At 68.8% G+C, this 21,072-nt stretch carries 18 protein-coding genes and 1 tRNA gene; 5 read left to right on the forward strand and 14 right to left on the reverse strand.

Going from position 1 to position 21,072, the window contains the following annotated elements:
- Nucleotides 1–85 precede the first annotated feature (85 nt).
- From cysN to ACWDX9_RS14025, 9 genes are all read right to left on the reverse strand, one after another.
- Complete coding sequence (cysN, locus tag ACWDX9_RS13985; RefSeq protein WP_449953122.1) at nucleotides 86–1,348, reverse strand: sulfate adenylyltransferase subunit CysN; 1,263 nt, start codon at nucleotides 1,346–1,348, stop codon at nucleotides 86–88.
- Complete coding sequence (gene cysD, locus ACWDX9_RS13990; protein WP_350725820.1) at nucleotides 1,348–2,262, reverse strand: sulfate adenylyltransferase subunit CysD; 915 nt, start codon at nucleotides 2,260–2,262, stop codon at nucleotides 1,348–1,350. Before cysD ends, cysN begins: the two co-directional genes overlap by 1 nt.
- Before the next feature lie 20 nt (nucleotides 2,263–2,282).
- Entirely contained in the window at nucleotides 2,283–3,047 is a 765-nt protein-coding gene (locus ACWDX9_RS13995; RefSeq protein ID WP_355197436.1) for a 3'(2'),5'-bisphosphate nucleotidase CysQ, read from the reverse strand.
- The gene (locus ACWDX9_RS14000; protein ID WP_449953125.1) at nucleotides 3,047–4,486 is read right to left on the reverse strand and encodes a sugar transferase; all 1,440 of its coding nucleotides are present in this window, start codon (nucleotides 4,484–4,486) and stop codon (nucleotides 3,047–3,049) included. Before ACWDX9_RS14000 ends, ACWDX9_RS13995 begins: the two co-directional genes overlap by 1 nt.
- Before the next feature lie 108 nt (nucleotides 4,487–4,594).
- Nucleotides 4,595–5,179, reverse strand: a complete 585-nt coding sequence (gene pth, locus ACWDX9_RS14005) for an aminoacyl-tRNA hydrolase (RefSeq protein ID WP_350725826.1) — start codon at nucleotides 5,177–5,179, stop codon at nucleotides 4,595–4,597.
- Between the two features lie 63 nt (nucleotides 5,180–5,242).
- Entirely contained in the window at nucleotides 5,243–5,854 is a 612-nt protein-coding gene (locus tag ACWDX9_RS14010; RefSeq protein WP_449953129.1) for a 50S ribosomal protein L25/general stress protein Ctc, read from the reverse strand.
- Nucleotides 5,855–6,154: 300 nt separating this feature from the next.
- Nucleotides 6,155–7,132 carry a ribose-phosphate diphosphokinase gene (locus ACWDX9_RS14015; RefSeq protein ID WP_364242425.1) on the reverse strand — a complete coding sequence of 326 codons (978 nt, stop codon included), beginning with the start codon at nucleotides 7,130–7,132 and terminating at the stop codon, nucleotides 6,155–6,157.
- Complete coding sequence (gene glmU / locus ACWDX9_RS14020; RefSeq protein WP_449953132.1) at nucleotides 7,129–8,580, reverse strand: bifunctional UDP-N-acetylglucosamine diphosphorylase/glucosamine-1-phosphate N-acetyltransferase GlmU; 1,452 nt, start codon at nucleotides 8,578–8,580, stop codon at nucleotides 7,129–7,131. Before glmU ends, ACWDX9_RS14015 begins: the two co-directional genes overlap by 4 nt.
- Before the next feature lie 126 nt (nucleotides 8,581–8,706).
- Nucleotides 8,707–8,778: transfer RNA gene (locus tag ACWDX9_RS14025), tRNA-Gln, on the reverse strand.
- Nucleotides 8,779–9,078: 300 nt separating this feature from the next.
- Between ACWDX9_RS14025 and ACWDX9_RS14030 the strand changes: the two genes are divergently transcribed.
- From ACWDX9_RS14030 to ACWDX9_RS14045, 4 genes are all read left to right on the forward strand, one after another.
- Complete coding sequence (locus tag ACWDX9_RS14030; RefSeq protein ID WP_449953135.1) at nucleotides 9,079–10,017, forward strand: acyl-CoA desaturase; 939 nt, start codon at nucleotides 9,079–9,081, stop codon at nucleotides 10,015–10,017.
- Between the two features lie 43 nt (nucleotides 10,018–10,060).
- Nucleotides 10,061–11,002, forward strand: a complete 942-nt coding sequence (locus ACWDX9_RS14035) for a TetR family transcriptional regulator (protein WP_449953137.1) — start codon at nucleotides 10,061–10,063, stop codon at nucleotides 11,000–11,002.
- A 188-nt stretch (nucleotides 11,003–11,190) separates the two neighbouring features.
- Complete coding sequence (locus ACWDX9_RS14040; RefSeq protein WP_449953140.1) at nucleotides 11,191–13,251, forward strand: RNA degradosome polyphosphate kinase; 2,061 nt, start codon at nucleotides 11,191–11,193, stop codon at nucleotides 13,249–13,251.
- Complete coding sequence (locus tag ACWDX9_RS14045) at nucleotides 13,244–14,074, forward strand: NUDIX hydrolase (protein ID WP_449953143.1); 831 nt, start codon at nucleotides 13,244–13,246, stop codon at nucleotides 14,072–14,074. The genes ACWDX9_RS14040 and ACWDX9_RS14045 overlap by 8 nt, the downstream gene beginning before the upstream one ends.
- A gap of 24 nt (nucleotides 14,075–14,098) precedes the next feature.
- On the opposite strand, the gene ACWDX9_RS14050 is transcribed toward ACWDX9_RS14045, so the two are convergent.
- Genes ACWDX9_RS14050 through ACWDX9_RS14065 form a run of 4 tightly spaced genes read right to left on the reverse strand, consistent with a single transcriptional unit; the run spans nucleotide 14,099 to nucleotide 17,907 of the window.
- Nucleotides 14,099–15,274, reverse strand: coding sequence for a cytochrome P450 (locus ACWDX9_RS14050; RefSeq protein ID WP_449953145.1), 1,176 nt, complete (start codon nucleotides 15,272–15,274; stop codon nucleotides 14,099–14,101).
- Nucleotides 15,271–16,761: a CYTH and CHAD domain-containing protein gene (locus ACWDX9_RS14055; RefSeq protein WP_449953148.1), complete on the reverse strand. Its 1,491-nt coding sequence runs from the start codon at nucleotides 16,759–16,761 to the stop codon at nucleotides 15,271–15,273. Before ACWDX9_RS14055 ends, ACWDX9_RS14050 begins: the two co-directional genes overlap by 4 nt.
- 40 nt (nucleotides 16,762–16,801) lie before the next feature.
- Nucleotides 16,802–17,140, reverse strand: coding sequence for a glyoxalase (locus ACWDX9_RS14060; protein WP_449953151.1), 339 nt, complete (start codon nucleotides 17,138–17,140; stop codon nucleotides 16,802–16,804).
- Nucleotides 17,137–17,907: a trans-aconitate 2-methyltransferase gene (locus ACWDX9_RS14065; protein WP_449953154.1), complete on the reverse strand. Its 771-nt coding sequence runs from the start codon at nucleotides 17,905–17,907 to the stop codon at nucleotides 17,137–17,139. The genes ACWDX9_RS14060 and ACWDX9_RS14065 overlap by 4 nt, the downstream gene beginning before the upstream one ends.
- Nucleotides 17,908–17,964: 57 nt before the next feature.
- On the opposite strand from ACWDX9_RS14065, the gene ACWDX9_RS14070 reads away from it, so the two are divergent.
- The gene (locus ACWDX9_RS14070; RefSeq protein WP_449953157.1) at nucleotides 17,965–18,471 is read left to right on the forward strand and encodes a MarR family winged helix-turn-helix transcriptional regulator; all 507 of its coding nucleotides are present in this window, start codon (nucleotides 17,965–17,967) and stop codon (nucleotides 18,469–18,471) included.
- A 371-nt stretch (nucleotides 18,472–18,842) separates the two neighbouring features.
- On the opposite strand, the gene ACWDX9_RS14075 is transcribed toward ACWDX9_RS14070, so the two are convergent.
- On the reverse strand, nucleotides 18,843–20,684 hold the full coding sequence (locus ACWDX9_RS14075) for an ABC-F family ATP-binding cassette domain-containing protein (RefSeq protein ID WP_449953160.1): 1,842 nt from the start codon (nucleotides 20,682–20,684) through the stop codon (nucleotides 18,843–18,845).
- Nucleotides 20,685–21,072: the final 388 nt, after the last annotated feature.

Genomic DNA, 21,072 nt, shown 5'->3' on the forward strand with positions numbered 1-21,072 from the left:
AAAAGGGCCTTCACGTCGTGAACACGGAACGCGAAGACCCTATCGCGGAGAGTAACCGAGGGTCGGGGAACCCGGAAAGATCTACCTAACGGGCGTCGATGACCATGCCGGCGCCGACGGTGCCGTTCGTGGACTCGTCCACGAGGATGAAGCCGCCGGTGAGCCTGTTACGCGCGTAGTCGTCCACGAACAGCGGCTGGGTGATCCGCAGCGACACCCGCCCGATCTCGTTGAGGCCGAGGGAGGTCGCCTCCTCGTCGCGGTGCAGGGTGTTGACGTCGAGCCGGTAGTGCAGGTCACGCACCATGGCACGGGCCGTACGGGTGGTGTGCTTGATCGTCAGCTTGGAGCGCGGCGTCAGCTTGAGCCCGTCGGCCATCCAGCAGACCATCGCCTCCAGCTCCTGCGCCACCTGCGGCTGGTTGTTGGGCCGGGCGATCATGTCGCCGCGCGAGATGTCGAGGTCGTCCTCGAAGCGCAGCGTCACCGACATGGGCGGGAACGCCTCCTCCACCGGCCCGTCGAAGGTGTCGATCGAGGCGATGCGGGTCGTGAGCCCCGAGGGCAGGTGCACCACCTCGTCGCCCGGCTTCAGCACGCCGCCCGCGACCTGGCCCGCATAGCCGCGGTAGTCGTGGAAGGCCTGCTCGGTGGCCCGCTGCGGGCGGATCACGTACTGGACCGGGAAGCGCACGTCGACCAGGTTGCGGTCGGAGGCGATGTGGACGTTCTCCAGGTGGTGCAGCAGGGACGTGCCGAGATACCACGGCATGTTCTCGGAGCGCGAGACCACGTTGTCGCCGTTGAGCGCGGAGATCGGGATGAAGGTGAGGTCGGCGACGTTCAGCTTGGACGCGAACGCCGTGAACTCCTCCTTGATCTCGTCGAACCGCTCCTGGGAGTAGCCCACCAGGTCCATCTTGTTGACGGCCAGCACCAGGTGGGGCACCCGCAGCAGCGTGGTCAGGAACGCGTGCCGCCGCGACTGCTCCAGCACGCCCTTGCGGGCGTCGATGAGGATGATCGCCAGGTCGGCCGTGGAGGCGCCGGTGACCATGTTCCGGGTGTACTGGATGTGGCCGGGCGTGTCGGCGATGATGAACTTCCGCCGGGGCGTCGCGAAGTAGCGGTACGCCACGTCGATCGTGATGCCCTGCTCCCGCTCGGCCCGCAGGCCGTCGGTCAGCAGCGACAGATCGGTGTATTCGGTGCCCCGGTCGCGCGAGGTGCGCTCGACCGCCTCCAGCTGGTCCTCGAAGATCGCCTTGGAGTCGAAGAGCAACCGTCCGATGAGGGTGGACTTACCGTCATCGACACTTCCCGCTGTGGCAAAGCGAAGAATGTCCATTAGAAGTAGCCTTCCCTCTTCCGGTCCTCCATCGCGGCCTCCGACGCGCGGTCGTCGGCCCTGGTGGCCCCGCGCTCGGTGATCCGGGTGGCCGCGATCTCCTCGATGATCTCCTCGACCGTGGCGGCCGTGGACTGCACGGCGCCCGTGCACGTCATGTCGCCCACGGTGCGATAGCGCACCACGGCCTCGAACAGCGGCTCGTCGTCACCCCGCTGCACGACCTCGGAGTCGGGCAGCAACATGCCGTCGCGCTCGAACACCTTGCGGGTGTGGGCGAAGTAGATGGAGGGGATCTCGATGCCCTCGCGCCTGATGTAGTCCCAGACGTCGAGCTCGGTCCAGTTGGACAGCGGGAAGACGCGGATGTGCTCGCCCTTGCGGATGCGCGAGTTGTAGAGGTTCCACAGCTCGGGGCGCTGGTTCTTCGGGTCCCACTGGCCGAAGTCGTCGCGGAAGGAGAAGACCCGCTCCTTGGCGCGGGCCTTCTCCTCGTCGCGGCGCGCGCCGCCGAAGACCGCGTCGAACTCGTGCTCCTCGATCCCGTCGAGCAGCGTGGTGGTCTGCAGGCGGTTGCGCGAGGCGCGCCGCCCGGTCTCCTCGACCACGCGTCCGGCGTCGATGGAGTCCTGCACGCTGGCCACGATCAGCCGCGCGCCGAGCTCGGTGGAGCGGCGGTCGCGGAAGTCGATGACCTCGTCGAAGTTGTGGCCCGTGTCGACGTGCATGAGCGGGAACGGTATGGCCGCGGGCCAGAACGCCTTCTCCGCGATGCGGAGCATGACGATCGAGTCCTTGCCTCCGGAGAAGAGCAGACAGGGACGCTCGAACTCGGCCGCCACCTCGCGCATGATGTGAATGGCTTCGGCTTCGAGCACGTCGAGCTGCGACGTCGTGTAGTCGCGCTGGAGCATGGGAGCTTCCTCCGGCGGTTTTAGCGGTGCAGGTCCCGAATCCCGCTGAGCAGCGATGTCGCTAGCTCAGGTAGGGAAACCAGGATATCCGGTAGTGACGGGTCGGCTTGGTTGTAGGTCAGCTCGGAGCCGTCGATCCGGCTCGCGTGGGCCCCGGCGGCCTGGGCGACGGCGACCGGCGCGGCCGAATCCCACTCGTACTGCCCCCCGGCGTGTACGTACGCCTCGACCTCGCCGGTGAGCACCGCCGAGATCTTCGCCCCGGCGGACCCGATGGGGACCAGGTCGGCTCCGAGGAGGTAGGCCAGCTTCTGCACGAACTCCGGCGGGCGCGTGCGGCTCACCGCGATGCGGAACCGCCCCCCGTCGAAGGAGCGCGGCCCGGGAGGCTCCGCGGTGGCCAGCGTGCGGCCCTGGGCGGGCAGCGCCACGGCGCCCGCGGTCAGCCTGCCGCCCTCCCACAGCGCCACGTGCACGGCCCAGTCGGACCGCCCCTCCTCGGCGAACTCGCGGGTGCCGTCGAGCGGGTCCACGATCCACACCCGGGACGCGCTGAGCCGGCGCGGGTCGAGCCGCTCCTCGCGGGTGGCCTCCTCCGACAGCACACTGTCACTGGGACGGAGCCTGGCCAGCGACTCCATGAGGAAGACGTGGGAGGCCCGGTCGCCCTCCGCGCGCAGGGCGGAGGAATCGCCGAACCCGGTGCGCTCGCGAATGCGCAGCAGTCGCTCGCCCGCCTCGGTGGCCAGGTCAGCGGCAAGTGCGTGGTCGTCGCGAATCGTCATCAATAAGCTCCTTGCCCGCGGGCGACGGCCGACCAAGTCTTCCACAGGATCTGGAGGTCGAGCGTGAGGGACCAGTTCTCGACATAACGCAGATCGAGGCGGACGGATTCCTCCCACGATAGGTCAGATCTACCACTGACCTGCCACAGGCCCGTCATCCCGGGGCGTACGAGGAGCCGTCTGCGCACGTCGTCGCCGTAGCGCGCCACCTCCTCCGGCAGCGGGGGCCGGGGGCCGACGAGCGACATGTGGCCGCGTACGACGTTGATGAGCTGCGGCAGCTCGTCCAGCGAGGTGCGGCGCATCCGCGTGCCGAGCGGCGTGACCCGGGGATCGTTCCTGATCTTGAAGAGCACGCCGTCGCGGTCGCTGACCAAGGTGATCTTCTGCTGCTCGGAGCCGCGCCGCATGGTGCGGAACTTCAGGATCGTGAACAGCCGCCCGTCCCTGCCGACCCTGGTCTGCCTGAACAGCGCGGGCCCCGGACTCGTCACGCGTACGGCCACCGCCAGTCCCACCAGCAGCGGCGCGAGCAGCACCAGCAGCGCGGTGGCGACCAGCCGGTCGAAGATGTTCTTGACCAGTTTCCTGGCCCCGCCCAGCTCGGGGTGCTCCACGTGCAGGAGCGGCAGCCCGGCGGCCGGTCTGATCATGGTGCGCGGGCCCGCCACGTCCATCAGCGCCGGGGCGACCACCAGATCGGTGTGGGTGCGCTCCAGCCGCCAGGCCAGCCGCCGCAGCGCCTGCCCGTCCATCTCGGGACAGGCCAGCACGGCCACCGTGTCGGCGCGGAACTGGTCGACCACGATCGGCACGTCGCTGAGGTCGCCGGCGACCGGCACCTCGCCCACGAAGTCACCCGGCGCGCCCCCCGGCAGGCAGGCAGCCACGACGTCCATGCCGTGGTAGCGCTCCTTCTGGAACAGCCGCACCAGCTCCTCGACGGACGTCTCGTGCCCGACGGCGACCACCTTGCGCATGCACTCCCCCGCCGCCCTGCGCCGGTGCAGGGAGCGGCGCAGGGCGTACCTGAGGAGCAGGGTGAGCAACGTCACCAGTGGCAGCGCGAGCACGACGTAGCCCCGGGCGACGTCGGTCTTGGTGAGGTAGGAGCCGATGGCGGTGCCCGCGGTCAGCGCGACGCCCGACTGCACGACCCGGCGGAACTCCTCGGAGCCGACACCGAGCATGCGCGGCTCGTACGCGCGGTTGAGCGCCACCGCGAACGCCCACACCACCGGCAGGGCCAGGCTGACCAGCAGGTACGGCAGCACGTACGGCGTGAGCTCGCCGAAGCGCACGTAGAAGGCGAGCCCGGACCCCACCCAGGCCCCGCAGAGGTCGCCCAGCACCGCGCGGAAGCGGTAGGAGCGGACCCAGGTGGGCGTGCGTGGGCTGACTCGCCAGGAGGCCACATGGCCCGGTCCGACGACGGCCATGAAGCCCTCACCCCGCACGCATGCCTCCAGGTGACCATTCCTGAACGGACAGTCACAGATGGTAGCTGCGAGAGAGGCAGGGAACCGGCGAACGGACCTATGTGGCGATCAGCGTGGAGGGCCCGAAATATGCAGATCAGACCGGTGGAAGTCGTTCTGGGTGACTTCGAGGCCGCGGGACATCAGCGACTCCACGACGTCGGCCGCCCGGTCCACGAGGAAGGGCAGGTCCTTGCGCTCCATGGTGGCGAAGTCCCGCAGCACGAAGGAGGCCGCGTCCATGCGCCCGGGCGGACGCCCGATGCCGAAGCGGACCCGCAGGTAGTCGCGGGTGCCGAGGACCTTGGTGATCGACTTGAGGCCGTTGTGGCCGTTGTCGCCGCCGCCGAGCTTGGCCCTGAGCGCGCCGTACGGCACGTCGAGCTCGTCGTGGACGACGATCAGCCGCTCCGGGCCGATCTTGTAGAAGTCGGAGAGCGCCTTGACGGGCCCGCCGGAGAGGTTCATGTAGGTGAGGGGCTTGGCCAGGATCGCGGTGCTGGTCTCGCACACCTCAGCCCTGCTCTTGTGCGCCTTGAACCGCCCGCCGGCCCTGGCCGCGAGCTCGTCGAGCACCATGAAGCCCGCGTTGTGCCTGTTGCCCGCGTATTCGGGCCCGGGATTGCCCAGGCCGGCGATCAGCCAGCGATCCATCTGCACCCCTTACAGCGGAACGGGGCGGCTCGAGTCCGGCCGCCCCGTTCACGAATCGGACCGTTACTCGGCGGCGGCCTCGGCGGTCTCGCCCTCGGCGGCGGCCTCGGCGGCCTCCTCGCCCTCCTCCGGAGCCTCGACCGGCTTGGCGCTCACCTGGAGCACGACGGCCTCGGGGTCGGCGGCCAGTGTGGCGCCCTTCGGCAGCGAGAGCTGCGCGGCCGTGATGGCGGTGCCGATCTCCAGGCCCTCGACGTCGACCTCGACGCCGGTCGGGATGTGGGTGGCCTCGGCCTCGACTGCGATGGAAACGAGCTGCTGGTCGAGCAGGCCGTCGGTGTGGACGTCGCCGACCGTGGTGACCGGGATCTCGACCGTGACCTTCTCGCCGCGCTTGACCAGCAGGAGGTCGACGTGCTCGACGAAGCCCTTGATCGGGTCGCGCTGCACGCCCTTGGGCAGGGCCAGCTCGTCGACGCCCTCACCCTGGAGGCGGATCAGCACGTTGGGCGTGCGGAGCGCGAGGAGCACCTCGTGGCCGGGCAGGGTCAGGTGCTTGGGGTCGATGCCGTGACCGTAGAGAACGGCGGGCACCTTGTCGGCGCGGCGGATCTTGCGAGCGGCGCCCTTGCCGAACACGGTGCGCGGCTCGGCGGCGATACGTACTTCAGACATGACATCTCCTAGGGATGCTTGAGATCGGTGGGTGTCGGCGCTCCCCCTCACCCGCCCTAGCGGAAGGCGTTACGAGCGCAACCGGGCCAGTCTACAGCGCTGTCCGCCGAGCTCCGCTCGGAAGGCTGTGATGGACGTCCTCACCACGCTGCGGATCCAACAGCGCCCATGGCCGAGCCCCGCTCGGCGTAGCTGTGATGGATGTCCTCACCACGCTGCGGATCCAACAGCGCCCATGGCCGAGCCCTGCTCGGCGTAGCTGTGATGGATGTCCTCACTACGCTGCGGATCCATCACAGCTTACGTGTCACCCTCGAACAAGCTCGTGACCGAGCCGTCCTGGAAGACCTCGGTGATCGCGCGGGCGATGAGCGGCGCGATCGACAGCACCGTCAGCTTGTCGAACCTGTTGGCCTCCGCCAGCGGCAACGTGTTGGTGACGATGACCTCGGAGATCCGGGAGTTCTTCAGCCGGTCGACGGCCGGGTCGGAGAAGACCGCGTGGGTGGCGGCGGTGATCACGTTGGTGGCGCCCTGCTCGTAGAGGGCGTCGGCGGCCTTGCAGATGGTGCCCGCGGTGTCGATCATGTCGTCGATCAGCACGCAGGTGCGGCCGCGGACCCGTCCGACGACCTCGCTGACCTTCACCTGGTTGGCCACGTCGAGGTCACGGCGCTTGTGGATGAACGCCAGCGGCGTGCCGAGCGTGTCGGCCCAGCGCTCCGACAGCCGGACGCGGCCGGTGTCGGGCGAGACGACGGTGGTGTTCTCCAGGTCGAGCTTGTTCTTGAGGTAGCTCTCCAGCACCGGCATCGCGAACAGGTGGTCGACCGGGCCGTCGAAGAAGCCCTGGATCTGCGAGGTGTGCAGGTCGATCGACATGAGCCGGTCGGCGCCCGCGGTCTTGAACATGTCGGCCATCAGCCGGGCCGTGATGGGCTCGCGGCCCCGGCCCTTCTTGTCCTGGCGGGCATAGCCGAAGAACGGCATGACCACGGTGATGCGCTTGGCGGAGGCCCGCTTCAGCGCGTCGACCATGATCAGCTGTTCCATGATCCACTTGTTGATGGGCGCGGTGTGGCTCTGGATGACGAAGGCGTCGCAGCCGCGTACGGACTCCAGATAGCGCGCGTAGATCTCGCCGTTGGCGAAGTCGATCAGCTTGGTGGGGGTCAGGGAGACGCCGACGTGATGAGCCACCTCGTCGGCGAGCTCAGGGTAGGCCCGGCCGGAGAAGAGCATGAGGTTCTTCTCGCCCGGCTGTTTGATACTGCTCACGTGCCACTCTCCTGCTGCTCTTGCTCGGCCAGCGCCCGCTGGGCGGCCGCGGCCGACTTCGTGCCCGCGCGCCTGCGCAAGACCCATTTCTCGATGTTGCGCTGCCGCGCACGCGCCACGCCGATGGCGCCGGGAGGCACGTCGTCGACGATCACCGAGCCCGCCGCCGTGTAGGCGCCGTCATTGACCGTCACCGGGGCGACGAGCATGGTGTCGCAGCCGACGAACACCCCGTCGCGAATGGTCGTCTGGTGCTTGTTGACCCCGTCGTAGTTGACGAAGACGGTGGAGGCGCCGATGTTGACGTCGTCGCCGATCGTGGCGTCCCCCGCGTAGGACAGGTGCGGCACCTTGGAGCGCTCGCCGACCTTGGTGTTCTTCATCTCGACGAACGTGCCGGCCTTGGACTTGCGGCCGAGCACCGTACCGGGGCGGAGGTAGGCGTAGGGGCCGACGCTGACCTCGGGGCCGATGTCGGCGCTGTCGCAGACGGCGTTGCGGACGACGGCGCCTTCGCCGACGCGGGTGTCGGTCAGCGTGGTGGCGGGGCCGACCTCGGCGCCGGTCTCGATCACGGTGTCGCCGTGGAGCTGGGTGCCGGGGTGGATGACCACGTCGGGCGCGATCCGCACACCGACGTCGATCCAGGTGCTGCCGGGGTCGATGATCGTCACCCCGGCGCGCATGTGCTCTTCGAGCAGGCGCAGGTTGAGCACCTTGCGGGCGGCGGCGAGCTGCACGCGGTCGTTGACGCCCTCGACCTCGACGAAGTCGCCCGCGACGCAGGCGCCGACCCGGTGGCCGTCGCCGCGCAGGATGGCCAGGACGTCGGTGAGGTATTCCTCACCCTGGGCGTTGTCGGTGGACACGCGCTTGACGGCGTCGGCGAGCAGCGAGCCGTCGAAGGCGTAGATTCCGGAGTTCATCTCCTTGATCGCGCGCTGCTCCGGGCTGGCGTCCTTCTCCTCGACGATCTCCAGCACGGCGCCGCTCTCGTCGCGGATGATCCGCCCGTAGCCGGTCGGATCGGGCACGTTGGCCGTCAGCACGGTGACCGCGTTGCCGTCGGCCTCGTGCCGTTCGAGCAGCTCGGCGAGGGTTCGCGGGCGCATGAGCGGCACGTCCCCGTACGTGACCAGCACGGTGCCGGAGATCACGCCGACCTCTTCGAGCACGGTGCGGACGGCGTGGCCGGTGCCACGCTGCTCATGCTGGACGACGGCGCGCGCGTCGGGGCTGGTGGCGGCCAGGTGGCCGCCGACCTGCTCCAGCGCGTGGCCGATGACGACGATCAGCTGCTGCGGATCGAGGTCGCGGGCGGCTGCGAGCATGTGGTTGACCAGCGAACGGCCACATAGCTCATGCAGGACCTTGGGGGTCTGACTCTTCATCCGGGTACCCTCGCCCGCGGCGAGGACGATGACGGCTGCCGGGCGCGGCACACTCACGGACTGAGGCTCCCTGTGACTGGACGGATCAGGGCATTTGGTACGTCTACCGCACCGCTACCCTCCCGACACCGTGAGGATACCTGGACACACCCCGAACATTCTCGCCGGGGGAGCAGGTCACAGCTCCCGGAAGAGGACTCGAACCCCTACAAAGTGGACCAAAACCACTTGTCCTGCCGATTAGACGATCCGGGACAGATCGGACACGTGGCGTCCGACACATCCCTACGATACCGATCCCGAACCCCGGCGCGCGCCCGTAATTGCGTCCCACACCCGGCTCGGGCGCGAAGTCCCAGGTAACGGCAGGTACGCGGCACGCCGACCGTATAACAGACCGCCCTAAAAGGCGCAAGGCGCGAACCCCACCCACCTTGTTCTGCAGAGCGTCACGTTCCCCCCATTAACGGCTTAGGGCTTCCTTACTTACGCTAGCGTAGGTTACGGTTGCGTAGTCCGGACATACATCCTCATACATGCCGTTGGAGGTCGTCCATGACCGTTGTCGCCGAGCGTTCAGCCCCGACACCGAAGCCCGAATTCGAACCCGAGCCCCGATCCAAGGCAGAACTGGTCACCTTCACACTCGTGGTCGGGCTGCCGCTGATCGCGATCGCGGCCGCGGTGCCGTTCGCGTGGGGATGGGGTCTCGGCTGGTCGGACATCGTCATCTCCTTCGTCTTCTACGTGATCTCCGGGCTCGGGGTGACCGTGGGGCTGCACCGCTACTTCACCCACGGCTCGTTCAAGGCCAAGCGGCCGCTGAAGATCGCGCTGGGCATCGCGGGCAGCCTGTCGCTGGAGATGTCCGTACTCGACTGGGTGGCCACGCACCGCAAGCACCACAAGTTCTCCGACAAGGAGGGCGACCCGCACTCGCCGTGGCGGTTCGGCCCCGGCTTCAAGTCCCTGTCCAAGGGCCTCCTGTACGCCCACATGGGCTGGTTGTTCGAGAGCGAGCGGACCAACCGCGAGAAGTACGCTCCCGACCTGGTCAAGGACCCCGACGTCATGAAGCTGCACAAGTGGTTCGGCGCGATCGCCCTCACCTCCATCGTGCTCCCCGGCGTGATCGGCGGGCTCGTCACCTGGTCCTGGCAGGGCGCGCTGACCGCGCTGTTCTGGGGCTCGCTCATCCGCATCGGCCTGCTGCACCACGTGACCTGGTCGATCAACTCCATCTGCCACGTCTTCGGCGAGGAGGAGTTCCAGGTACGCGACAAGTCGCGCAACGTCTGGTGGCTGGCCATCCCGTCCTTCGGCGAGTCCTGGCACAACCTGCACCACTCCGACCCGACCTGCGCCCGGCATGGAGCGCTCAAGGGCCAGATCGACCTGAGCGCCGGGTCCATCCGGATCTTCGAGAAGCTGGGCTGGGTGTACGACGTCCGCTGGCCCACCCCCGAACGCCTGGCGGCGAAGCGCATTGCCTGACGTAGATCAGCCGGTGAGCGGCCGCGCACCCGTGGCCGTCATTATGGAAACCGTGACCGAACCCCGATCTCGCAGGCGCATGTCCGGTAGCGAGCGCAGAGAGCAGCTGATCAGCATCAGCCGCACCCTCTTCGCGGAGAAGGGGTTCGACGGGACCTCTATCGAGGAGATCGCCGCTACCGCACAGGTGTCGAAACCCGTGGTCTACGAGCATTTCGGCGGCAAGGAAGGCGTCTACGCGGTCGTCGTGGACCGCGAGATGCAGAAGCTCCTCATCATGATCACCGAGGCGCTGGCCGCGTCCCATTCACTGATCAAACTGGAGCGGGCCGCGCTGGCGCTGCTCCAGTACATCGAGGAGAGCAGCGAGGGCTTCCGCATCCTGGTGCGCGACTCCCACGCCGCCTCGGGCACCGGCACGTTCGCGAGCCTGATCAGCGAGATCGCCAGCCAGGTCGAGGACGTGCTCGCCGACGAGTTCGCGGCCCGGGGCTACGACCCCCAGCTCGCGCCGATGTACGCCCAGATGCTGGTCGGCATGGTCGCGCTGACCGGGCAGTGGTGGCTCGACGTACGCAAGCCCGGCCGCGAGGAGGTCGCCGCCCACCTCGTCAACCTGGCCTGGAACGGCCTGACCGGGCTCAACCCCGACCCGGCGATCACCGCCGCGACCCGCGACCAGCCCGTCTCCGTCCCCGCCAAGCCGCGCACGAGCGAGAAGGAGCTGCGCGAGCTGGAGAAGGCGCGGGACAAGGAGCTCAGGGAGGCCGAGAAGGCGCGGGTGCGGGAGTTCAAGGAGGCGGAGAAGGCGCGGGTCCGGGACCTCAAGGAGCGGGAGCGGCTGCTCAAGGAGGCCGAGAAGGAGCGCGAGCGGGTGCTGAAGGAGGCGGAGAAGGCGCGGGAGCGCGAGGAGAAGATCCGCCAGCGCGAGGCCCGCCTGGCCGAACGCACCGCCCGCCTCGAACAGGCGGACCACCAGGAGTAATCCGCCCCTAGGATCCCGGTCCGGCGGGCGTCGGCGGGAGGTGCGGATGTGGGAAGACGGTCCGGCGGTGGGCTTGAACAGGGGGGATGTCTTGAGTGACGATTGGGTAGAGCGTGGTTGACTTTCCGGGATAAGCCGTTGCGACCGCGTTAACGTTCTGTTCAACCAAACGGGGCAATATAGGCCATATGTCCGCGGAACCGTTCCAACCCGCTAACGACCTGCCCCTGCCTCAGGAGCGGTTTCTCAATCGCGAAGAGAGCTGGCTCCAGTTCAACGAGCGTGTGCTCGATCTTGCCGAAGATCCATCGACCCCACTCCTGGAGCGGGTGCGTTTCCTGGCGATCTTCGCCAGCAACCTCGACGAGTTCTTCCGCGTACGGGTCGCGGGCCTGAAACGGCGCATGGCCACGGGCCTGCTGCTGCGTACCAAGAGCGGGTTGAAGCCGCGCGAGGAGCTGGCCAGGATCGCCACGATCGCGGACGATCTGGCCATCCGGCACGCCGCGGCCTTCCACCACCACATCTCCCCGCAGCTGGCCGCCGAGGGCATCGAGATCGTCCGGTGGGACGAGCTGGGCCGCGAGGAGCGTACGGAGCTGCGCAAGCTGTTCAGGGAGCGGATCAGGCCCGTGCTGACGCCGCTGGCCGTGGATCCCGCGCACCCCTTCCCCTACATCTCCGGGCTCAGCCTGAACCTCGCGGTCCTGGTGCGGAATCCGGCGACCGATCACACGGTCTTCGCGAGGGTCAAGGTGCCGTCGCAGCTGCCGCGGTTCGTGCAGGCCTCGAAGGACCGGTTCGTCCCTCTTGAGGATGTCATCGCGGCTCATCTGGGGCAGCTCTTCAAGGGCATGGAGATCCTCCAGCACCACGTCTTCCGCGTCACCAGGAACGAGGATCTCGACGTCGACGAGGACGTCACCGAGAACCTCATGCAGGCCCTGGAGAAGGAGCTGCTCAAGCGGCGGTTCGGCCCGCCCGTGCGGCTCGAGGTCGAGGACACGATCACCCCGGAGGTGCTGGCGCCGCTGATCGAGGAGCTGGAGCTGGCGCCGCACGAGATCTACCGGCTGCAGGGGCCGCTCGACCTGACGGGCCTGCACGCCATCGCCGACCTGGACCGGGGCGAGCTGAGCTACCGGCCGTTCGTGCCGGCCGAGGTGATCAGCGCCGAGGACGACCTCTTCTCGATCCTGCGCGAGCGCGACGTGCTGCTGCACCACCCGTACGACTCGTTCGCCACCAGCGTGCAGCGCTTCATCGAGGTGGCCGCGGCCGACCCCAGGGTCCTGGCGATCAAGCAGACCCTCTACCGCACCAGCGGCGAGTCCCCCATCGTGGACGCGCTGATCGACGCGGCCGAGGCGGGCAAGCAGGTCGTCGTGGTCGTGGAGATCAAGGCCCGCTTCGACGAGCACGCCAACATCTCCTGGGCACGCAAGCTGGAGCGGGCCGGCTGCCACGTCGTCTACGGCGTGGTCGGGCTGAAGACCCACTGCAAGCTCGCGCTCGTGGTCCGCCAGGAGCCCTCGGGCGAGCTGCGCCGCTACTGCCACATCGGCACCGGCAACTACAACCCCAAGACCGCCCGGCAGTACGAGGACTTCGGCCTGCTCACGGCCGACCCGCTGGTCGGCGAGGACGTGACGGACCTGTTCATCCACCTGACCGGCTACTCCAACCACTCCGCCTACCGGCGGCTGCTGGTCGCGCCCCACTCGATGCGCAGCGGGCTGCTGGCCAGGATCGAGCGGGAGATCGCCCACCAGGAGGCGGGGCGCCCGGCACGGATCAGGATCAAGACGAACTCCCTGGTGGACGAGCCGATCATCGACGCCCTCTACCGGGCGTCCAGGGCGGGCGTCCCGGTGGACCTGTGGGTGCGGGGCATCTGCAGCCTCCGCCCAGGCATTCCAGACTTGTCCGAAAATATCCGCGTAAGGTCGGTCTTGGGGCGCTTCCTTGAGCACTCCCGGGTGTACGAGTTCGGCCTGGGCCGCCGGCCCGAGATCTGGATCGGCAGCGCCGACCTCATGCGCAGGAACCTCGACCGCCGCGTCGAGGCCCTGGTCAAGGTGACCTCACCGCAGCACAAGGCCTACCTCATCGAGCTGATGGACCTGGCCATGGCCGAGACCACGAACGCGTGGGTGCTGCACTCCGACGGCACGTGGGCCCGCCACCCGGGCGAGGACCCGCAGAGTCATCTCATCAGCACGCGCCGCTGGAGGACCGTTGATGACTGACCTGCTCCGCGCCGCCGGAGCCGTGGTCTGGAGGGGCGAGGAGAGCCGCCCCGAGGTCGCCGTCATCCACCGTCCCAACTACGACGACTGGACCTTCCCCAAGGGCAAGCTGAAGTCCGGCGAGCACGTGATCGCCGCCGCCCTGCGCGAGGTGCTGGAGGAGACCGGGCTGACCGTGCTGCTCGGCCGCGCGCTGCCGCCTGTCCATTACCTCAGCTCTGGGCGGCTCAAGCGGGTCGACTACTGGACGGCGCGGGTGGCCGCCGACGACGGGTTCTCCCCCAATGACGAGGTGGACGAACTGCGCTGGCTGCCGTTAGAGGAGGCCAGGCGGCTGCTGACGTACGAATGGGATGTGGGGCTGCTGCGCGCGCTGAAGGCCGCGCCGCTCGAGACCGTGCCCCTCGTCCTCGTACGGCACGGCTCGGCCGGCTCCAGGAACGAGTGGCAGGGCGACGACGAGCTGCGCCCCCTCGACACCGACGGCCGGTCGCAGGCGGCGCACCTGGCCACCGCGCTGCCCGCCTACCGGCCCGAGCTGCTGATCAGCTCCCCCAGTGCCCGATGCGTCCAGACCCTGGAGCCGTACGGGGCCGAACTCAAGCTGGAGCCCCTCCTCAGCGAGGAGGGGCAGGACGCGCAGAAGACATCCGCCATGGTCAGGGAGATCACCGTGCCCGCGGCCGTGTGCAGCCACCGCAAGGTGCTCCCCGACCTGATCAGGACGTTGAGCGGAAAGGACCTGCACCTGCGCAAGGGCGCGTTCGCCGTGCTGCAGCGGGCGGGCGGGCACGTCGTCAGCGTCGAGCGCTACGCGGCCTGACCGAGCGCATGGAGGCCGTGCCGCTCACCAGGTGACCTCCAGCTTCGCGAAGCCGTCGGCGATCCTCCCCTCGCTGCGTGGCAGCTCCTCGACGGGTACGGCCGTCCGCAGGGTGGGGAAGCGCTGGAACAGCCTGCCGAACACCGCCACCAGCTCGACCCTGGCCAGGCTGGCGCCGATGCAGAAGCGCGGGCCGTACCCGAAGCTCAGATGCGGGTCGGACGGCGGACGGCGGATGTCGAACACATCCGGATCCGGATAGATCCGCTCATCCCGGTTGGCCGCTCCCGGGGTGAGCACCACGGCCTCGCCCCGGCGGATCGTGTGGCCGCCGATCTCGATGTCCTCGTGGGCGTACCTGGGCAGGCCGTGCAGGCTCGGCGTCGCCATCCGCAGGATCTCCTCGACCGCGCCGGGCGCCAGCCCCGGGTCGGCGATGAGCAGGTCGCGCTGGCCGGGGTTGGCGAGCAGGAGCAGCACGCCGAAGTCGATGCGGTTGACCGTGGTCTCGTGGCCGGCGAACAGCAGCCCGCCGGCGAGCTCGGCGATCCTCCCGTCGTCGTCCAGCTCGTTCGCCAGGTCGGACAGCACGTCCTCGGCCGGCTCGCGCCGCTTGCGCTCGATGAGCCCGGCCATGTACGCGCTCAGCTCATCGCGCGCCGCCTGGCCCTTCTCCAGGTCCAGCATGTCGCCCAGGCGGAACGACACGCCCCCGAAGTACTCCCTGTCCTCGTACGGCACCCCGAGGAGCTGGCAGATGACCAGCACGGGCAGCGGGAAGGAGAGCTCGGCGTGCAGGTCGACCGGCGGCGTCAGCTTGGCCAGGTGGTCGAGCCGCTCGTCCACGAGCGAGCCGACGTGGTCGCTGAGCGCCTTCATCCTGCGGGCCGAGAAGGACGGCATGAACAGCTTGCGCATGCGGTCGTGCTCGGCCTTCTCCGTGGCGATGTCGCCCTGGGGGCCGCCGAGTATGGCCGAGCCCGACAGCCTGGCGGCCTTGTCCGGCTCGGGATGCGAGCGCCCGAGCCGGGGGTCGTTGAACAGGCTGCGCGCGTCCTCGTAGCCGCTGACCAGCCAGACCTCGTCGCCCGTCTGGGTGCGTACCTTCGCGATGCCCGCTTCGGCCCGCAGGTCGCGGTACGCGGCGGGCACCTCCAGCGGGTTGCCGCGTTCGAAGGGGATGGTGGGAAGGTTCCTCATAGAACCTTCATAACCGCCCCGACCGTCTCTGCCCAGACTCTGGGGAACTCCGCGTACGCCCGCTCGGCCGCGCTGCGCTCGATGCCGATGAGCACTCCGTACGTGAACGTGTCCTCGCCTGCCTGGCGGGCGCTCTCGGCCTCCTTCGACAGCGTCTCCTGCGCCACCACGCCGTCCTGGTGCGTGCCCAGGATTTCCTGGACGTTCTCGGAGAGTTTGGCCAGCTTGCCCATGCTCGCGCCGAGAGTGGGTTGGAGCGCTTCGGCGGTGTAGCGAGCGCGTTTGGCGGCCTTGCGCACGTCATGCATGGCTATTTCACGACGTTCCGGGTCTTCTATGGCCTGAGCGGTTTCGTAGGCCTTCGTCACCCGGTTCCAGCCGGCCGCCGCGATGGCGCTGAGCTTCTCCTGGGCGGGCTTGGCCGCCGCCTTCTCCAGCTTCGGGGCGGAGACGAGCTGATCGAGCGCGTTGAGGAGGGTGTAGTAGCGGTCGCCGCTGAGTGCCTCCTTGATGCGGCCGTACGCCTCCTGCTCGCGTTCGTACAGATCCGTACCGAGCCGGGTCTGGATGGGGCCGTGGACCAGCTCGGGCTCCAGCCTGGCCAGCTCCTTGGCGAACCTGGCCCTGATCACCTCCAGGTCGCGGGCCTCGCCGAGCACGTTCCCGAGCCAGCGCAGCTCGTCCTGCACCTGGGCGGTGTCCGCGATGACGCTCTTGAACGCCTTGAGCGCGCTGCGCATCCTGCGGGCGGCCACGCGCATCTGGTGCACGGCGTCGTCCTCGGCCCTGCGTACCCGCGGATCCTGCGCGAGGAGGGCGTTGACCTGCCCGGCCAGGTAGGCGACGACGATCTCGCCCGCCGTGTCCGGCTCGGTGGGGGCTTTGGGGAGCGGGGCGGGTTCGAGCAGTTTGGCGAGTTTGCTGGTGGCCGCCGAAGGCGTCGCGCCGGCCTTCCTGAGGCGCTTGCCGACCTTGGCGAGAACGGCCTGGCGATCGGGGGCGAGCAGCTCGGCCTCGACCTCGCGCCACCGTACGATCGTGGGCTCGTCCCCGTACACCGTGCCCTTGACGCGGTCGTCGGCGACCTCGACGAGCTTGACGTCGCCGTCGAGCAGGACGGTGACGCTCCTGCGGGTGTCCAGCTCGGCCACCGGCACGAGCGGGGCGCCGCGGGTGTAGGCGCGGACGAGCTCGGCCAGTTCCCCGGGCACGACCTTGGTGCTGCGGGTGAGGGGACAGGTGATCTCCTGTCGCACCCCCTTGGCCTTGGGCAGCTTCAGGTGCCAGCCGGCGTCGTCGCCGCCTCGTCGCCGCCTGAGCGTGACGCCTCGGGCGGCCAGCCGCAGGTCGGCGGTGTCGAAATAGAGAGCCACCAGCTGATAGCTCTTCGGCCCCATGACCTCGGCCACACGGCTCAGGTCCGGAATCGCGTAGTCGGGAGGGACGTCAAATTTGTCCTCGATCTCGATGCCCACTACACCTCGCAAGAGTCCGATTTCGGAACATCATGCCACTTTGAGGTGAACATCACACGACTTGCAGGAGCTCGATTCTGTTGCCGACGGGGTCCGAGAGATAGATCCGGCGGTAGCCGGGGAAGAGAAGGTCGGGCTCCATGCCGGGGGCGAACGCGTCGAGATCGTCCACCAGGAAGGCAGGATGTGCCTTGCGCGCGGGTCTGAAGTCGTCCTCGATGCCGAGGTGGACCTCCACACCCTCGCCCTTGAACCATACGCCACCGCGTTTGGCCAGCTCAGGCGGCTTGGGAACCTCCCGCAGCCCCAGCACGCCCTCGTAGAAGCGCCTCAGCTCCGGTTCGCTGCCCCTGGGCGCGGCGAGCTGGACGTGGTGCAGCGCCTGGATCATTTCTGCATCACCACGAAGATCCGCCGGAACGGGAAGGGGGTCCCGTAGCTCCTGGCCGGGTACGCCTCGGCGAGCGACTTGGCGAGGTCCTGCTTGAACCGCCGCTGCTCGTTCGGGTCGAGCCGGTCGAAGACCGGGCGCAGGGCGGTGCCGGAGACCCAGTCGAGCACCGGGTTCTCACCCTGGAGCACGTGCATGTAGGTCGTCTCCCACGCGTCCACCTGCACGCCGCCGTGGTTGAGCAGGTCCAGATAGTCGATCGGGTCGTCGACCGGGTGCGCCCTGAGGACGCCGTCAAGCCTGTCGGACCAGGCGCGGGAGGCGCACAGCTCACGGATGGCGACGTGGCTGGGCGCGCCGAAGTTGCCCGGCACCTGGAACGCCAGCCAGCCCCCCGAGGCCAGATCCTCGACCCAGTGCTCCAGCACCTCGCGATGCTCCGGCACCCACTGCAGGACGGCGTTCGAGACGATCACGTCCATCGGCCGGTCGGGACGCCACGTGGCCACGTCCGCCACCGCGAACCGCACCCTGGATCCCAGCCCGCGGGCCTTGGTGATCATCGCGGGCGAGGAGTCGTAGCCCTCCACGGTCGCGCGGGGCCAGCGATTGGCCAGCTCAACGGTGAGTTCACCACTGCCGCAGCCCGCATCCACGACATAATCGGGGTCGACCGCCCCCACTCTGGAGATCAGCTCGATGAACGGCCGCGACCGCTCATCGGCGTAGACCGCGTACGTTACCGGGTCCCAAATATCTCTTGACATGAAGATAATTGATATCGAGAGAGATATCTCGATGTCAAGACAGTACACTCTTGTGTCATGACGGAGGATGCTAGAGACGAGGTGGACCGCCTCGTCGCGGCTTGGCGCGCGGAGCGCCCCGACCTCGACGTCGAGCCGCTCCAGGTTCTCTCTAGGGTGTCACGACTGGCCAAGCATCTCGACCGGGCCAGGCGGGCGGCGTTCGCCGAGCACGACCTGGAGCCGTGGGAGTTCGACGTTCTGACGGCGCTGCGGCGGGCCGGCAAGCCGTACGAGCTCAGCCCCGGCACCCTGCTGCGGGCCACGCTCGTCACCTCGGGGACGATGACCAACCGCATCGACCGGCTCGCCCAGGCGGGCCTGGTGCGCCGCCGGCCCGACCCCGAGGACCGGCGCGGCGTCCTGGTGTCCTTGACGGACCCGGGCCTCGCCCGCGTGGACGCCGCCTTCGCGGACTTGTTGCGGCGGGAACACGAGCTCCTGTCCGGCCTCGGCTCCGACGATCAGCGCGCCCTCTCCGGCCTCCTCCGCACCCTCCTCGCCCCCTTCGACTCCCCCCGCTAGCTCTGCGCCCGGCAGGCCCCCCTTCTCATACGACCCCAACCCGCGCACACCATGCCCCCATCGGGCGGGTGTGCGGCGGCGCGTCAGTCACCCAAGCGATCGACCACCCCAAGCCACTTCACCCCGGGCGACGCAACGCCTCAACCACCCCAAGCGATCAGCCACTTCGAGCCCACTCCACCTCGGGCGACGCAACGCCTCAACCACCCATGCGATCGACCACCCCGAGCCGCTCCACCCCGGGCGACGCAAGCCTCAGCCACCCCAGGCGATCAGCCACCCCACGCCGCTCCACCGCAGGCGACCCGAAACCCCAGCCACCCAGGCGGTCGGCCACGCCGAGCCGCTTCGCCCGCGTGTGACGCGAAGCCTCAGTCGCCCAGGCGGTCTGCGACCTCGAGCCATTCCGCTTCGATCGTGTCCTTCTGGGTGTTGATCTCGCGCAACTGGGCGTCGAGGGAGCCCAGCTTCTCGTAGTCGCTGGCCGCATCCGCCATGGCCGCGTGGAGGCGGGACTCCTGGTCGCTCAGCTTGTCGAGCTGGCGTTCCAGGCGGTTGAGCTCCTTGCGCAGCTCGCGCTCCTCCTTGGCCGACAGCCCCGAGAGCCCCTCATCGGGCGTGGACGTACCCGCGACGCCCCCCGATGCAGCGGCGACACTGGGCGCCTGCGCGATGGTGGCGTTGGCCGAGGTGGCGAGGCGGGCGGTCAGGGCCGTGCCGGCCGCGCGGCGTTCGAGGTATTCGTCCACCCCGCCGGGCAGCAGCGAGAGCTTGCCGTCACCGAGCAGCGCCACGCAGCGATCGGTCACCCGCTCCAGGAAGTAGCGGTCGTGGCTCACCAGGACCAGCGTGCCGGGCCAGGCGTCCAGCAGGTCCTCGAGCTCGTTGAGCGTCTCGATGTCGAGGTCGTTGGTGGGCTCGTCGAGCAGCAGGACGTTGGGGTCGTCCATGAGGAGCCTGAGCAGCTGCAGCCGCCGCCGTTCACCGCCGGACAGGTCGCCGACGACCTTCCACTGCGCCTCGCCCTTGAACCCCAGGCGTTCGAGCAGCTGAGAGGCCGTCCACTCCCGCTTGCCGACCTGGAGGTACTTGCGTACCTCCTCCACCGACTCCAGCACCCGCCGGGTCGGATCCACCTCGGCCAGCTCCTGGGACAGGTGCGCGAGGCGTACCGTCTTGCCCTTGATCACGCGCCCGGAGTCGGGCACCACCGTGCCGGCGAGCAGGCGCAGCACCGACGACTTGCCGGAGCCGTTCACCCCGATCAGCCCGATGCGGTCCCCCGGGCCGAACTGCCACGTGAGATCGTCGAGCACCAGCGGCCCGCTGTCCGGCCCGCCGGCGTGCAGGGTGACATCCTCAAGATCGTAAACGGTCCTGCCGAGGCGGGCCGCGGCGAACTTCATCAGCTCGACGGTCTCGCGCGCCGGAGGCTCGTTCGCGATCAGAGCCTGGGCGGCCTCGATGCGGAACTTCGGCTTGGACGTGCGGGCCGGCGGACCACGGCGCAGCCAGGCGATCTCCTTGCGCATGAGGTTCTGGCGGCGCTCCTCGGCGGCCTGCGCGATCCGCGCCCGTTCGGCCTTCGCGAGCACGTAAGCGGCATAGCCGCCCTCATACCGCTCGACCCGCCCGTCCACGACCTCCCATGTACGGCTCGACACGGCGTCGAGGAACCACCGGTCGTGCGTCACCGCCACCAGCGCGCTCTTGCTCGCCGCCAGATGCCCGGCCAGCCAGGCGATGGCCTCGATGTCGAGGTGGTTCGTGGGCTCGTCCAGCATGATCAGGTCATGGTCGTCGATGAGCAGCTGCGCCAGCGCCGTACGCCTGCGCTCCCCACCGGACAGATCGCCGGCCCTGGCGTCGAGGTCGAGGTCGCCGATCAGGTTGGCGAGGATCTCGCGTACGCGCTGATCCCCCGCCCACTCGTGCTCGGCCCGCTCGCCGAGGACGATCTCGCGTACGGCGGCGCCGGCGTCGAGCGTGTCCTGCTGCGACAGGAACCCGACCCGCAGGCCCCGATTATGCGTGACCCGCCCCTTGTCGGGCTGTACCGCTCCCGCGATCACGGACAGGAGGGTCGTCTTCCCGCCCCCGTTACGGCCGACGACACCGATGCGCTCGCCTGCCTCGACACCCAGGGAAACGTCGCTGAGGAGCGGCTTGGGCCCGTACGCATGGGAAACCGACTCAAGATTGACCAGATTCATGACCTCCCCAGGGTATCGGCTCCCCGCCCACCCGACGCCCGACGATTTGCGCGCCTCCGCATCTCGTACGCCCGGCAGCACTTTCGGCCAGCCGTACACACGCACGACCCGCTCACGAGGCGTGCGTCATAGAAGACGTCCCGGTCGTCGTAGAAAACGTCCCGGTCGTCGTAGAAGACGTCCATCCCGGGGAAAATCCACGTCCCTGCCGGCACCCCTCACCACAGAAGGCCCTCACGTCACGACGAAGCACCCCATCGCAAGAGACGCCACGTCCCATAAGGCATCGCCACCGCAGGAGGCGCTCACGTCACCACGAAGCACGCCATCGCAAGAGACGCCCACATCCCACGAGGCGTCACCACCGCAGGAGGCGCTCACGTCACCA

It is taken from the genome of Nonomuraea sp. NPDC003201 (genome assembly GCF_053590415.1).

Excerpts from the sequence above, each read along its gene's own strand:
- ACWDX9_RS14050 (WP_449953145.1), bottom strand. The coding sequence starts at position 15,274 with ATGAGGAACCTTCCCACCATCCCCTTCGAACGCGGCAACCCGCTGGAG.
- ACWDX9_RS14070 (WP_449953157.1), top strand. The coding sequence starts at position 17,965 with ATGACGGAGGATGCTAGAGACGAGGTGGACCGCCTCGTCGCGGCTTGG.
- cysN (WP_449953122.1), bottom strand. The coding sequence starts at position 1,348 with ATGGACATTCTTCGCTTTGCCACAGCGGGAAGTGTCGATGACGGTAAG.
- ACWDX9_RS14045 (WP_449953143.1), top strand. The coding sequence starts at position 13,244 with ATGACTGACCTGCTCCGCGCCGCCGGAGCCGTGGTCTGGAGGGGCGAG.
- pth (WP_350725826.1), bottom strand. The coding sequence starts at position 5,179 with ATGGATCGCTGGCTGATCGCCGGCCTGGGCAATCCCGGGCCCGAATAC.
- cysD (WP_350725820.1), bottom strand. The coding sequence starts at position 2,262 with ATGCTCCAGCGCGACTACACGACGTCGCAGCTCGACGTGCTCGAAGCC.
- ACWDX9_RS14075 (WP_449953160.1), bottom strand. The coding sequence starts at position 20,684 with ATGAATCTGGTCAATCTTGAGTCGGTTTCCCATGCGTACGGGCCCAAG.
- ACWDX9_RS14030 (WP_449953135.1), top strand. The coding sequence starts at position 9,079 with ATGACCGTTGTCGCCGAGCGTTCAGCCCCGACACCGAAGCCCGAATTC.
- ACWDX9_RS14010 (WP_449953129.1), bottom strand. The coding sequence starts at position 5,854 with ATGTCTGAAGTACGTATCGCCGCCGAGCCGCGCACCGTGTTCGGCAAG.
- ACWDX9_RS14040 (WP_449953140.1), top strand. The coding sequence starts at position 11,191 with ATGTCCGCGGAACCGTTCCAACCCGCTAACGACCTGCCCCTGCCTCAG.
- ACWDX9_RS14065 (WP_449953154.1), bottom strand. The coding sequence starts at position 17,907 with ATGTCAAGAGATATTTGGGACCCGGTAACGTACGCGGTCTACGCCGAT.
- ACWDX9_RS14035 (WP_449953137.1), top strand. The coding sequence starts at position 10,061 with ATGGAAACCGTGACCGAACCCCGATCTCGCAGGCGCATGTCCGGTAGC.
- ACWDX9_RS13995 (WP_355197436.1), bottom strand. The coding sequence starts at position 3,047 with ATGACGATTCGCGACGACCACGCACTTGCCGCTGACCTGGCCACCGAG.
- ACWDX9_RS14060 (WP_449953151.1), bottom strand. The coding sequence starts at position 17,140 with ATGATCCAGGCGCTGCACCACGTCCAGCTCGCCGCGCCCAGGGGCAGC.
- ACWDX9_RS14000 (WP_449953125.1), bottom strand. The coding sequence starts at position 4,486 with ATGGCCGTCGTCGGACCGGGCCATGTGGCCTCCTGGCGAGTCAGCCCA.